Below are 13861 nucleotides of genomic sequence, written 5' to 3' on the forward strand. Positions count from 1 at the left end.
TACGAAGAAGATAATAAAGAGGGGGGATATCGATAGGTGAATAAAAATTCTCTAATGAAAATTTTTATACCCAATCTCCTACCACGGTTTGGTAACTCACTAAGACAGCAAGTGCTGCGGTTTCTGCCCGCAATATGCGCGGCCCTAAACTAATAAATTTCGTAAATGAAAATGAATTAAGATAACATATTTCTTGAGAAGAAAACCCGCCTTCTGGGCCAACAAAAAATCCAACTGGAGCTTTGACAGGCAAAGAACTTAAAGCTTCTCTAATGGAAGGAACCTCGCCACGTTCTTGACAAACAAACAAGGGAATGTGACTATCCCAAGAACTTAATGCCTTGTTTAATGGCAGTAACGGATAGAGTTTGGGAATGTCGAATCTCTCGCATTGTTGTGCGGCATCAATTGTCGCCGCCGTTAAGCGTTCGGGATTGACTCTAGATACATTACACCGCTCCGTCATCACTGGGTGGAAGTGACGCACTCCTAATTCTGTAGCCTTTTCCATCAGAAAAATCAGAGGGTCATGCTTCAGGGGAGCAAAGAACAAAGAAACCTCTGGCACACCAACTGCAGGTCGAACTTGGCTTTCAATTGTCATTGCGGAATTTGTCTTTGATAGCGTGGTTAATACGGCTGACCATTCGCCATCTCGCTCATTAAATACTCCCAATCTATCTCCCAGTTTTGCTCGCAAAACATGGCGCAAATAATGATTTTGCCCTTCTGTTAAAATCAAAACCTGATCCGCAAACAGATCGTCTGAATGATACAATCGCGTCATGATTTCTCCTTAATTATGACTACTTATAGTAGTTGAGAGATTACCAAAAAAAAGGTAACTTTTGAATAAAATTTAATGGGAGTGAAATCATGAACTACAAAACTATACCAAAACACTTATCGGGATTTAGTCTCATTGAGCTCGCTTTAGTTTTAATTGTGATTGGTATTCTCACAGGGGCTATTTTTAAAGGTCAGGATATTTTAGAAGCCGCAAAATATCGAGCTGTTTTAAATGAAATTGAACGTATACGCACTGCCGTTTCTCTTTATCATGACACCTTTGGACAATGGCCAGGCAACGATTCGGAAGCTAAAATGCGTTTTGGCAATAGTGTGGAGAATGGTCAAGGAAATGGGATTCTTAGCGCGGGAGAAAAAACTCAATTTTGGATTCACTTGGCCAAAGCTGCACACCTTCCCGAATTAACGGCTCCCTCCTCAAAATTGGGTGGGCAATTTAGTGTTGAGGGTGATTTGGCTTTAAGAAAGAATTTCCTTGTCCTCTCTCAACCAGAAAAGGCCGGACTTTTGACCCCAAAACAGGCCGCCACGCTTAAAGCAAAAGCGGGTGAAAAAGACCCCTTAGGCGGACAAATTCTCATTACTGAAGGTTCAGGTGCGGCTAATGGAAGCTGTATACGAGAAGGTGTCTTTAACTTTACAGTGAATACACCAAATTGCATTCTAAGGGTGGAATTGAATTAAAGGGCGTGATATTTATATGTATAGTCTTGTACCAATCATTAAATAAGCCCTTATAGGAAGAAAAACTTTCTAAAAGGTTAAGAAAGGAAATAAATATGTCCTCCCTAAACCATACAACAGATGGAAATTTTACAAAAGATGTTCTGCAATCTGATATTCCAGTTATCGTTGATTTCTGGGCAGAATGGTGTGGCCCTTGCCGCATGATTGCTCCTATTTTGGAAGAAGTCGCCAAAGAGCTAGAGGGAAAGGTAAAAATTTTAAAATTGAATATTGATGAAAATCCCTCAATGCCCGCTCAACTCGGTGTACGCAGTATCCCAACGTTAGCCTTGTTTAAAAATGGCCAGGCTATATCGACAAAGGTAGGACTTGTTACGAAGACGAAGATTATCGAGTGGGTAGGAACGGCAGTTTAGTTAGTTTATAGATCGTCGAGTTTTTTTGTATACATTAGGGATTACAAAAAAACTCGATTAAAGCTTCCTAGTTGAATTCAACTTTCAACACAGTATAGGCTCGACTTCCGCCTGGTGTTGTAACTTCAACCATATCCCCAATTGTTTTGCCAATTAGGGCTCTCGCCAGGGGAGAAGTAATCGATAGCTTCTGTTGGCGAATATCTGCCTCATCTCCCCCAACAATCTGATAAAGATGTTCTTCTTCTGTATCTTCATCAACTAAGGTAATTGTGGCTCCAAACTTAATATTTTCCCCAGAAAGCTTAGAAACATCTATAACATCGGCAAGGCTAATTTTCGACTCAAGTTCGGCAATACGGCCTTCAATAAAACCTTGCCGATCCTTAGCTGCATGATATTCAGCATTTTCAGACAGATCACCATGTTCACGTGCATCAGCAATGGCGCGAATAACGGCCGGCCGTTCAACTTGCTTTAGGTGACGAAGCTCTTCTTGAAGCTGAAGATAGCTTTTTTCCGTCATGGGGATCTTTTTTTCCATATCATTGAATCCACTTAAAAAATTGCATTATAAATTATAAGCCCACAAAATATATCACTCTTATGATATTGGCAAGCCCAAACATTCAAACTTTGTTAATCTTTCTTCATTTAGTCTAAAGGGGAAAGGTTGAACAACTGTTAATACCATGATGATAAATGCATTATCCAGTACTTTTTCAGCATCAATTGACGACGTCCTAAAGTACGCCGCTCGATTTCACAAACAACAGGCATTTATAGTTGTTGTACTGGATCATGTCAATGAACAACAAAATCATATCGAAGATTTAGCCTCGCAATTATACCCTATTTTAAAAAGAAATGTTCGGGCAACAGATATGATCATTCGCTTTAGCCAAGATTCTTGGGTGATTTGCCTTGATGATTGCACTGAGCGACTTCTCCAATGGACTCAGTATGTTATTGAAAGTATGCTCTATCGTCGTAAACTCAAAGCCTCCAAATTTAGTGGCGTTTTGACTTCCGTGAGGGGTACATTCCTCAAAGAAAATAATGCAGCCAAAGCCATTAAAGCAATTGAACATGAAATTGAATGCTCCAAAAACATCCTTCACAAACACAAGGTTATGCACAAAACGGCAATTGCTTTTCCTGATTCTTCAAATAAACTAATGGAGACAATGCCCTTAATCAATCAAGGAATTATCGAGAATCGCTTATTTTTAGCTTTTCAACCTATCGTCGACACTCATTCTCGACAGCTATATTATTATGAATGCCTCGCAAGACTAGTCGATGACCAAGGACAAATTGTTCCTGCAGCGCATTTTATACCTCAATGCGAGAGGAGTGGTTTAATCCAGCTCATCGATCAAAAAATTCAACAACTTGCTCTTGAAGAATTGATGAACGATCGACATGTAAGATTGGCCATCAACGTTTCTGCCATTACAGCCTGTGAGTCCCGATGGTTAGATACATTAAAAGCTCAAATGCGAGCCCGTCCAGACTTGCAAGGGCGTCTTATTGTTGAATTAACCGAAACCTCTGTTTTTCAAAATATGAATGAATCTATAGAATTTATGACACAATTACATGACCTCGGATGCCCCATTTCGATTGATGATTTTGGTGCAGGCTATATGTCCCTATTACACTTAAAATCAGACCTCGTTCAAACTGTTAAAATAGACGCTCAGTTTGTCAAAGACTTGAAAGCAGATTCTAATAATATTCATTTCATTCGAGCCATTATGGCTCTCACTCAACCTTATGGAATTAAATGTGTAGCAGAAGGGGTAGAAGATGCCCCTACGGCGCAGGCGTTAGCTCAAGAGAATGTGGAATACTTGCAAGGATACCATATTGGCAAACCTTCTCACTTCCGATCTTGGATATGAGAACGGGGGCATGTTTCTTTCTGAAGATTTTGCAAAATTTTACTTGGAGTGAGCAATTGCCCTAGGAAGACACCAGTCGGATTTTTGCACCCATATATTGTATAAAAGGGTATTCCATATTGGTTAAAGCTTTTAAGGTAAGATGTAATTTTAGGATCACGATTCGTCCAATCTGCTTCCATCACAACAACATTTGGGGCTTGAAAAGCCTCTAGAACTTCCTTTTGCTTGAGAACAAAGTACTTATTTGCTTGGCAGGTCAAACACCAATCTGCTGTGACCGTGACAAAGACTGTTTTACCTTCTTTCACATATTTTGTGATGAGCTCAGGTTTAAAAGGCTGCCATATTTTTTTTTCTTCAAAGGCGATTATTGCTTTCTTTTGTGTCATCAATGGGGGAAGAGCAAAGCTAGCCATAATCAAAAGACTGGCTCCCAACCACGCCATTTTTTTACTCACTTCCGAACCATTCTTGGACTTCTTTAATACCACGGAAATGATAAGCATAATTACGGCAACCAGAGCTGCACCTATTTGTCCAATTTCGGCAATTAAAACATAAGCCAACCAAACAGTTGTCAAAGCAATTAAGAAACCCATACCATATTTAACTGTCACCATCCATGAGCCAGGCTTGGGAAGTCTTGTTGCTGTTTGTGGAAAAAAGGCGATAAGAAGAAAAGGCAAAGCAAGACCAATACCCATGGCTAGGAAAATGGATAGAATTTCCAAACTCCCCCTACCCAATGCAAACGCCAATGCCGTTCCCAGAAAAGGAGCTGTACAAGGAGTCGCAAGTGCCGTAACTAAACTTCCTTCAAGAAAAGACCCTGCCAAACTTTCTCTATGGGGGGAAATTCCGCCAAGAGAAGACAAAAAAGCAGGTAATCGAAATTCGAAATAGCCAAACAAATTACAGGCAAATAATGTCAAAATACCAATCAAGGCGATAATGAAATAAGGCTCTTGAAATTGTAAACCCCACCCAACAGCATGACCTGAAAGTTTAAGAAGAATTGCCCCTCCCGCCAGGAGAAGGAAAGAAAAAAGGATACCCAAAACGGTAGCTAAAAATTCTTGACGAACAGCATGCTGATGCCCTCCCCCATGACGTATAACCGACAAAACCTTCAAGGACAAAACGGGAAGAACACACGGCATAAGATTTAAAATAAATCCCCCAATAAAGGCCATAAGCAACATAGTCACCCAAAAGATCATCCCGAGAGTTTCGGCTTTCACAATGGCCTGAACTTCAAAAGCCTCTGATTCGCTGCCCATGGTCAAAGTAACGGGCTTCCCCACAAGGTTAGGTATGTAGGTGGGTTTGTGTTGATCATCTGAAAAAATAGAGGCAACATAAGTGATTGTCTTTTGGTCTTTAGATAACGAAATTTGAGGAACGTCAACGAATAGATCCTGCAGCTCAATAAAGAGATCTGGCAACTCATTTCTCAAAAAAGTTCCTTGGGATTTGTGGGCAGTGACTTTAAGACGAGGGGATGTATCTTGCTCTCCCAAAACCTCTACACTCTTAATTTGGAAATCACGCTGACTTCTTGCGGAAGTCTGTTGTTCCAAAGCTTGTGCCTCTCCCTGTTGATTGAACCATTTTTCTCGTTTGGGAACTCTGGTCATGGCTTTTTGAAGCAGGGACTCTTCAGAACTTAAGGTTTTTTTGCCGGGTGGTAAATCTAATTTTACATCCCCCATCACGGGCAAACAATTTGATTCATCACACGCGAGCATGTCTACTTGTAAAACAGCCTGCATAGGCTGTGAAGGATCTATTAATTCAACCTGAAGCGGAAAAATGACTTCTCCTTTATACGCATTCACAGATCCCAATTCTGTTTGATAGCGGTGGGGAAACGGCCACATTATGGTTACAGATTTTATATTTTTTGACCCCTCCCACGTGAGGTTAAATCCGTAACCTGCCACCCCAGGTGAACGCCAATAGGTTTTCCAACCCGCAGCAATTTGGGCCCGTAAACCCAACATAAGCGTTGTGTCACTCCCCACAGTTGTTGATCCAGAAATAAGGGAAAGTTTAACCTGATCGCCTTCGCCCCCGTAAACCCCTCGACAAAATATTATTATAATGACCAAACAGATTTTTAAGAAATTTGTAAGAGATGACGTATAATTTCGCATTAATTTGCCCGATAATTTTCAACCGCTAACCGCTTAATTTCCTTTTGAATTTTCTCAAAAGATCGAAACTCAATTTGACGAACACGCTCACGCGAGATGCCAACGTTTGCACTAATTTCTTCTAAGGTTAAGGGGGGATCTTTAAGTCGTCGCTCCCTAAATATTTGATGTTCACGTTCATTAAGACAAGTCATAGCATTTTCAAGCAAAGTTCTTCGTTTAGATAACTCATCAGAATGAATTGTCTGCATTTCTTGATTTTCGCGATCATCAACTAACCATTCAATCCACTCCGGCGCTTCTTCCTCACTCGTCCTTACCGTGACATTCAAGGAACGATCACCCGCAAGCCGCTGATTCATATCATGAATCTCGCTTTCATCTACGGATAGTTTTTTAGCTAAAGCTGCAACAATTTCCGGATTCAGTTCCCCTTCTTCAAAAGCATGTATTTGACGTTGAGCTTTGCGTAAACTAAAGAAGAGCCGTTTTTGAGCCGAAGTTGTACCGATTTTAACAAGGGACCAGGTACGTAAAATGTAATCTTGAATACTTGCCTTTATCCACCACATGGCATAGGTGGATAACCGAAATCCTCGATCCGGGTCATAATGTTTCATGGCTTGCATCATGCCAATGTTTCCTTCAGCGACCAAATCACTTAAAGGCAAACCATATCCTCGATAGCCGCTGGCAACTTTTGCAACAAGTCGAAGATGGCTTGCAACAAGCTGCTCTACAGCTTGTGAGTCACCATCATCCCGCCACTTCTTAGCTAATTCATACTCCTCTTCCAATGTGAGCATGGGTAAGTTTCGAATTTGACGAACGTAATGCTTGTTAAGTTCATCACGATCTTGATTTTGATAGACGTTTGACATGAGTATTTTGTCCAATAAAATCTAATGATAAGACGCGACTAATTCTAATGTTCCACATTAAAATAGTAACTGAGGAAATTCTTTGAATGCAATGCCAAAGGCTTAATATTTCTAAATTAATTTATTTAATTTGTCAAGATTGTTGGGTACAGTCGTCAACGATGTTCCCTAGAAACGTCCCTTAGGTTAAAGGAAAGTCTCTTGTGAAAATAAGAGAGTCTACCCGGAGCTTATGTTCTTTAAGATGGGGATTTTTAATTTTACAAACCCTGGGGTGCTAGAAGACCCATAGCTTCGCGGATTTCTTTCATATGACTTTCCGCAAGAGTTCTTGCGTGCACAGCCCCACGGTTCAAAATTTGATCCAGCTCACCTTTATCTTTCAACAACCGATGCATTTCCTGGCCAATCGGTAAAATTTTTGCCATGAGAAGCTCTGTGAGTTCCTTTTTAAAGCTCGAGAAATCTTTTCCCGCAAAAGTTTCACAAACTTGTGCTGCCGATTGATCCGAAAGACACGCATAGATATTAATAAGATTGGCAGCTTCAGGCCGAACCTCTAGATCTTTGACTTCTGCCGGGAGCGCTTGTGTATCCGTCTTCGCTTTTCGAACTTTTAAGGCCAACGTATCGGCATCATCCATCATATGAATACGTGAATATTCAGAAAGATCAGACTTACTCATCTTAGACGTTCCATCCCGCAAGCTCATAACCCGCATGCCTGCTCCTCTTATAATAGGTTCAGGGTAAGGAAAAACCTCTCGATCAAATTGACGATTAAATAAACCCGCAATATCGCGCGTTATTTCCACATGTTGCTTTTGATCTTCGCCAACGGGCACATGAGTTGCTTTATAAATGAGCATATCAGCCGCCATCAAAACCGGATAAGCATAAAGACCCAAACAAGCATTTTCTCGATGCTTACCTGCTTTTTCTTTAAACTGGGTCATTCTATTGAGCCAGCCCATAGGTGTAATACAACTAAAAATCCAAGCCAATTCAGTATGAGTAGGTACATGACTCTGAACAAAAATTGTTGATTTGTTTAAATCTATTCCACTCGCAAGATACGCTGCCGCCACGATACGTGTATTTTCAGCAAGTCCTTTCACATCTTCTAAAGTTGTTAAGGCATGCAAATCCACAATACAAAAGAGGTTCTCGTCCATCTCATATTGCATAGAAACCCAATTCCGGATTGCACCCAAATAGTTCCCTAAATGAATATCACCCGTTGGGCGAATACCTGAAAAAATCCGTGTCATATTTGACTCTCCTAAACAATTAATTTCGCCTTAGCGCCTGGCGAATATGGGTCAGATTAAAGGCACCTGTTAATTGTCCCATGCCTGCGAAAATAATCATACCGCAGAAGATGATTCCAAAAACAGAAACAATTTGAAGAAGCAAAGTTTCTGGCATCCTCTCAAGCCAGAGATTGCGGGCAAAAACAATTCCCCCTCCCATGACAGCTGCAGATGCAAAAACTTTTAAGGCGGTGACTTGAACTTGGCGTGTCAGAAAAAACCATCCTCGTTTGTGAAGAATGAGAAGCTGTAACCCGGCGTTAATCCAAGCTGCAATAGAGGTTGCCATAGCAAGGCCCACATGGGCAAAAGGACCCATTAAGATGATGTTGAGAATTAAATTACACAAAATACTAATGACAGCAATCTTCACAGGAGTCTTTGTATCCTGACGGGCAAAAAAACCAGTGACAAAAACTTTGCTCAAAACATAAGCTGGAATTCCCGTCGCAAATGCTGCCAACGCAGCAGCTGTTGCCGCCACTTCGTCACCTTTTAACCCATACAACAAATCAATAATCGGATAAGAGAGTAAGATAAAACCTAAAGCCGCGGGAATTGTTAATTGAAGAGATAATTCAACAGCCAATCCTTGGGTGGCACGGGCCTTATCTTCTTCTCCCAAACGAATTTGACGTGACAATGAGGGCAAAAGAGCCGTCCCCATTGCAATTCCAAAAAGGGAGAGAGGAAGTTGGTTTAAGCGATCTGCATAATGAAGGTAAGAAATTGATCCAGATGCAAGCAAGGAGGCAAATACCATATCCAGAAGCAAATTAATATTCATAACGCCGGCTCCAATGGCGCCCGGAATCATAAGGCGAATCACCTTTCTCACTTCCGGCGTAAGACGAGGCCTTCGAATCTTTAAGCGAAATCCTGTTCTCCAACACTCCCAATATAACCAAGCTAATTGTAAAATTCCCGCCAAAAAAACACCCCAAGAAAGAGCCTTACCGGTCGCAAGATCTGCGTAAGAAAAGATGAGCATAGCCCCTATCATAATGATGTTGAGAATAATCGGAGCTGCGGCAGCGGCTGCAAAGCGATCTAATGAATTTAATACACCACTTAATAAGGCAGCTATTGAAATAAAAAAAATGTAAGGAAAGGTAATGCGTGTAAAGGTTATGGCCATTTCCAGTCGTTCGGGTGTTGCTGAAAACCCAGGCGCTATCACTCCCATCACCCAAGGAGTTGCAATCACAATAACTATGACAAAGAAGAATAATGTTATTCCTAAAACAGCCATAACCCGTTCTGCTAATAATTTTGCAGACTCAAGACCCTCACTGGCCAGTTGTCCGGAAAATTGGGGAACGAATGAGGCGTTGAAAGCACCCTCTGCAAAAAAACGACGAAAGAAATTGGGGAATTTAAAGGCCACCAGAAAAGCATCTGTAAGTGGGGACGCACCAATGATATGCGACATAAGACTTTCCCGTACCAGTCCAAAAATGCGACTGACACCGGTATACCCGCCAACGGTTGCTATAGCACGAACAAGTCTCATATCTTTACTGATCCAAGTTTAGCCACGAGAGGCTGACTTAGGTGCATCCGATTTTTGGTCCACGCCATAAGTTTTTTGTAAACTCGCTAATTCTGCTTTTAATTCAGAAGTCATGTGAGGAAAATCTAACTTCAATTTCTTCCATGCTGTGCGCGCGTCCTCTTTCTTACCTTGTATGGCTAAAATTTCACCCAACTTCAACAAGCAATCCGGTGCCTTAGGACCTTTGGGATTCTTTTTATAAGCGTTTACTAAGAGAATTTTGGCATCCTTGTAGTTTTTTTGTCGTAGACACGAATCAGCTTTCCAAAACATAGCTTTCGATACTAATGGATCATTAGGATGGGACTTAATAAATTCTCCAAAAACTTTTTCTGCTTTTTTGTAAGCGCCCTTGTCATGAAGTGCTAAAGCTTCATTATATTGATCATCTCCGTTTCCAGCAGTTAGAGATGGGGCTGTATCATCCGCATTTTTGGTCGCAGCTTCCCGGACCCTATCAATATCTTTTTTACCCTTTTTCCCGATTGAATCTGAAGATTCATTTTCATCTGATACAGATTTCTCAAGAAGCATCAACACCGCTTCGGCATCATCCTCCCCTATGGATTCACCAGAAGATTCGTTGGAAGAATGTGTCATTTGAAGTGCCGGTTTTTTTGGCTTGTGCCCATCTTCCTTCTCCTTTAATTCGGACTTTTCATCAGCTGCGTCTGACGATGGACTTTTCTTTGATGACTTTCCTGATTTTAAACTTCTGTTTTCTTCCTGCAGCTCTCTCATGTCGGCTCTTAAAGCATTTAAATCTTCCCGGAGACGATTTCTGTCATCTGCATCACTTTTTAATGCCCTTATTTCCTCTTTCAGACGTCTCAAATCATCACCGGTTACTTGATCGCCGGGATTGGCATCATCCGATTTTTTATGTCCCTCGGTAAGTTGTCGTTCAAGATCATCAATGCGAGCACTTAAATCACCAACTGTGGTGCTCGAGTCCCCTGCAAAAATGGGAGAAAATATTACCAAAATCAAACTAAATGCAAAAAATAGTGCATAGGTGAAAGTAAGAGGCTTAGCCTGCTGCTTTGGCAAACTCATTAGTATATCCTTTATCGAACTTGAAATCTTTAATCATAACCGTTTTTAGCAGAATTTCAAAAATAGTGCGACTAAATTTCTGAACATTACTTTTACAGATATTTAAAAAGAATTTTCGGGAAGTGTTAAGGCATTCACCTGACTAAGAGCCCTTTGACGTTGATCAGGGTTGAGGAAGGGAACAAGTTCGTCTCTATACCTAGCGGCATCTTCTGTGAGACTATCTAAGTCCCTAAAGTTTAGGGACGCTAAACATAAATAAAAATAGGCTTTTGTATAGTCTTTTTCTGTTCCCCGACCTTCTTTGTACATTATTCCACAATTAAATTGACTGGGCCCATAACCCTTGTACGATGCTTGTATGTAATACTGTAGGGCTTTCGCTTCATTTTTTTCTACGCCTTCCCCTGTAAGATATAAACCTGCAAGCTCATCCATCGCCGGAGGATAGTTAAGCGCTACGGCTCGCTCTAAAAGTTTCCTCCCCATTTGATAGTTTAGGTGTGGAGAATTTTTAGATAAATATATACCTGCCAAAAGATAGAGAGCCTTGGGATTTTCTTGTGCAGCAAAAGGAGACAAGGTGGAAATCGCTTCATCAAATTTACCATTGTTCATTAAAGTTTCACCAACCTCTAAAGAAGAATAGGCAGGCGTAATTGCGTAAAGTAAGATTAGAATAGTGTGAAGCTTTTGTAAAATATTGATGAAGATTTTTTTAGAACTACGCATTTTGGAATAATCTTTCAAAAAACGATCAATACAAGTAATGTGTGCGACAATTTAGATCAATTTTGATGGACAATTGTCTTTATAAGCGTAATTATACCACTGTTTTTGTGGGATTTCTCCCTCTTTTTTAAAATAATAAAATTTTATCTTCTTGACAAATTTCGGTCCATGAATATTATAAACTCCAGCTGCTCGTATTTCTTTATTTAAAATATTTTAAATACAGTAGAGGAATTTTTTATTAGGAAAGGAAAAAATAATGGCAACGAGTGAACGCCTCAAAACGATTGATAGTCAAATTAATAAGTTGCAATCTCGCAAGAAAAAACTTGAAGAAAAAAGAAAAAATCAAATTACGACAATTTTAAATCGCTGCGGAGCGACTAAAATGTCGGATGAAGTATTGGCGGGTGCTGTCCTAGAAGCTGTAAGAGCTTTTAATCAAAACGATCGGCGTATTTCTACATGGCAAGCGGAAGGATCTAAAATTTTAAAGCCCGGCCGTGGAAAAAAACGTTTCATATAATCTTTTCCTAAAAATCTCCTGTGAATCCGCCATCACTTAGAAGGCGGATTTTTTTATGATCTTGCATTTTCTTTACTCGCAATGGTAGTAATTGTATCTAGCTGAATGATGGAAAACGTAAGGCAATACAAATGAATCAAAAGCGAAGCTTAGCCGGAATAGATTTACGTCCCCTACCGTTTTTCTGTCTTATAAGTTTTGGTTTAACCTCCTGTTTCTCACCTCCAAATTCTCCTTCTGATATCTTAAATCAGACTCATATTCACAAGCTGAAGAATGCACCAGAGAAAACTCAAAAACCCCTAAAATCCAATTTTAAAAAGTCTAACAAGCTGTCCAGCCCCCTACCCCCCATCTTTAAAAAAATTGTTTCCGTTATCATTTCGGAAGAAGTTCCTTTAAAAGATGCATTTATAGAACTGGCTCAACAAACAAAGATTGATCTTCAATTAGATTCAAAAGTAAGTGAGAGGATAATCTTTTCAGCAAACAAGCGCCCCTTCATTGACATTATAAATGACATTTGTACACTCACAGGGTTACGTTACCAAATTTCAGGGCAATCAATTCGAGTCGAGGTCGATACACCCTACGCTGTTAACTATCCTCTCTCATTTTTAAATTTAGCGCGCACAGCTGAAAATCGCATTTCCATCGCAACAGATGTATTTTCGAGTATTAAGGATAACAAATCCTCTGCAGACAACGGATCGAATACAGCAATAAATGGAAAAGTAAATAATGACTTTTGGGCAGAACTTGATGCAAATTTAAAAATTATTTTGACCACGCCATCCCAAACAAAATCCGATGACAATGATAGTATAAGACCTCGGTATAGCCTTCATCGCCAAGGTGGGCTCGTTGCCGTTTATGGGACAAGTCGTCATCATAAACTTGTTACAGAATATATTGATACATTGCGACAAGTGGTTTCATCCCAAGTTCTAATTGAAACAAAAGTTATTGAAGTGAACCTTAAAAATGAATTTAAAAGTGGCATTAATTGGCAGAAATTAATAGGGGGAGCTTTTCATGCAGACATTGGACTTGGAGATTTAGCCCAACGCAGTCGTTTTTTGGATCCTTCAAGCGCTCAAACCACGATGTTTTCTATTGGATTACATGGAAAAACTTTTTCCAGTCTTTTGAAAGCCATTGAAGAGTTCGGTGCTTCACGAACGTTATCAAGCCCACGCCTTACTGTTATGAATAATCAGACGGCCATTTTAAAAGTTGCTCAAAATCAAGTTTATTTCCGCTTAAATTATGACAAACAACTTAATCTATCCGCGAATCGTGAAAGTATAAACGTGTCCAGTGATATTCAGACCGTACCTATCGGCCTTGTGATGTCTGTACAACCGTCGATTGATCAAAATACAGGACACATTATTCTTTCTCTTCGCCCAACAATCTCCCGTTTAACCCATTCTGTAAGCGATCCGGCTGTAGAAATCGCCCTTGCCAATGCAAAATCCCATACCCCGGGGCAACTCAAACCTTCCCTCATTCCTGTTGTGGAGGTGAGAGAAATTGATTCTGTGTTACGCCTTCAATCCGGTGAAATAGCTGTTTTGGGGGGATTGATGGAGACGCGAATGACTAATGGAACAGCCAAAGTCCCAATCGTAGGTGATTTACCTTTCATAGGACCGCTGTTTACCGCCACTGCCGATGGGAACGAAGTTATTGAGCTCGTGATTCTTTTACGTGCCAGCATTATGGAATCACCTTCCGAACCTGACAACGCTGATCAGCGTTTGTATAACGAGTATATCGATGATCCTCACCCCTTCGAATTGGGGGACAGTTAAAA

The 13861-nt window shown here is 40.4% G+C and carries 13 protein-coding genes; 5 read left to right on the forward strand and 8 right to left on the reverse strand.

Features of this window, described 5'->3' with window-relative positions:
- Positions 1 to 64 precede the first annotated feature (64 nt).
- Positions 65 to 787 carry a 16S rRNA (uracil(1498)-N(3))-methyltransferase gene (locus tag FJX03_04155; GenBank protein ID MBM3632884.1) on the reverse strand — a complete coding sequence of 241 codons (723 nt, stop codon included), beginning with the start codon at positions 785 to 787 and terminating at the stop codon, positions 65 to 67.
- A gap of 89 nt (positions 788 to 876) precedes the next feature.
- Here FJX03_04155 and FJX03_04160 point away from each other — a divergent pair, with 89 nt between their 5' ends.
- Both FJX03_04160 and trxA read left to right on the forward strand, forming a co-directional pair.
- A complete protein-coding gene (locus FJX03_04160) occupies positions 877 to 1494 on the forward strand; it encodes a prepilin-type N-terminal cleavage/methylation domain-containing protein (GenBank protein ID MBM3632885.1) in 618 nt (205 codons plus the stop codon).
- A 95-nt stretch (positions 1495 to 1589) separates the two neighbouring features.
- Positions 1590 to 1913, forward strand: a complete 324-nt coding sequence (gene trxA / locus FJX03_04165; protein MBM3632886.1) for a thioredoxin — start codon at positions 1590 to 1592, stop codon at positions 1911 to 1913.
- Between the two features lie 67 nt (positions 1914 to 1980).
- On the opposite strand, the gene greA is transcribed toward trxA, so the two are convergent.
- On the reverse strand, positions 1981 to 2457 hold the full coding sequence (gene greA, locus FJX03_04170; protein MBM3632887.1) for a transcription elongation factor GreA: 477 nt from the start codon (positions 2455 to 2457) through the stop codon (positions 1981 to 1983).
- Positions 2458 to 2605: 148 nt separating this feature from the next.
- Between greA and FJX03_04175 the strand changes: the two genes are divergently transcribed.
- Positions 2606 to 3820, forward strand: a complete 1215-nt coding sequence (locus FJX03_04175; protein MBM3632888.1) for an EAL domain-containing protein — start codon at positions 2606 to 2608, stop codon at positions 3818 to 3820.
- Here FJX03_04175 and FJX03_04180 read toward each other — a convergent pair.
- From FJX03_04180 to FJX03_04205, 6 genes are all read right to left on the reverse strand, one after another.
- Positions 3799 to 5979 (reverse strand): hypothetical protein, encoded by a 2181-nt coding sequence (locus FJX03_04180; protein MBM3632889.1) that lies wholly within the window; start codon positions 5977 to 5979, stop codon positions 3799 to 3801. The two genes, FJX03_04175 and FJX03_04180, sit on opposite strands and share 22 nt — an antisense overlap.
- Complete coding sequence (rpoH, locus tag FJX03_04185) at positions 5979 to 6860, reverse strand: RNA polymerase sigma factor RpoH (GenBank protein MBM3632890.1); 882 nt, start codon at positions 6858 to 6860, stop codon at positions 5979 to 5981. The genes FJX03_04180 and rpoH overlap by 1 nt, the downstream gene beginning before the upstream one ends.
- A 260-nt stretch (positions 6861 to 7120) precedes the next feature.
- On the reverse strand, positions 7121 to 8131 hold the full coding sequence (gene trpS / locus FJX03_04190; GenBank protein ID MBM3632891.1) for a tryptophan--tRNA ligase: 1011 nt from the start codon (positions 8129 to 8131) through the stop codon (positions 7121 to 7123).
- Between the two features lie 19 nt (positions 8132 to 8150).
- Positions 8151 to 9686, reverse strand: a complete 1536-nt coding sequence (gene murJ / locus FJX03_04195; protein ID MBM3632892.1) for a murein biosynthesis integral membrane protein MurJ — start codon at positions 9684 to 9686, stop codon at positions 8151 to 8153.
- Between the two features lie 18 nt (positions 9687 to 9704).
- Positions 9705 to 10784, reverse strand: a complete 1080-nt coding sequence (locus FJX03_04200) for a tetratricopeptide repeat protein (protein ID MBM3632893.1) — start codon at positions 10782 to 10784, stop codon at positions 9705 to 9707.
- Positions 10785 to 10886: 102 nt separating this feature from the next.
- Positions 10887 to 11516, reverse strand: a complete 630-nt coding sequence (locus FJX03_04205) for a sel1 repeat family protein (protein ID MBM3632894.1) — start codon at positions 11514 to 11516, stop codon at positions 10887 to 10889.
- Between the two features lie 259 nt (positions 11517 to 11775).
- On the opposite strand from FJX03_04205, the gene FJX03_04210 reads away from it, so the two are divergent.
- Both FJX03_04210 and FJX03_04215 read left to right on the forward strand, forming a co-directional pair.
- Positions 11776 to 12042 carry a hypothetical protein gene (locus tag FJX03_04210; protein MBM3632895.1) on the forward strand — a complete coding sequence of 89 codons (267 nt, stop codon included), beginning with the start codon at positions 11776 to 11778 and terminating at the stop codon, positions 12040 to 12042.
- 131 nt (positions 12043 to 12173) lie between these two features.
- Positions 12174 to 13859: a hypothetical protein gene (locus tag FJX03_04215; protein MBM3632896.1), complete on the forward strand. Its 1686-nt coding sequence runs from the start codon at positions 12174 to 12176 to the stop codon at positions 13857 to 13859.
- Positions 13860 to 13861: the final 2 nt, after the last annotated feature.

The organism is Alphaproteobacteria bacterium (genome assembly GCA_016870095.1).
GTDB lineage: Bacteria > Pseudomonadota > Alphaproteobacteria > Paracaedibacterales > VGCI01 > VGCI01.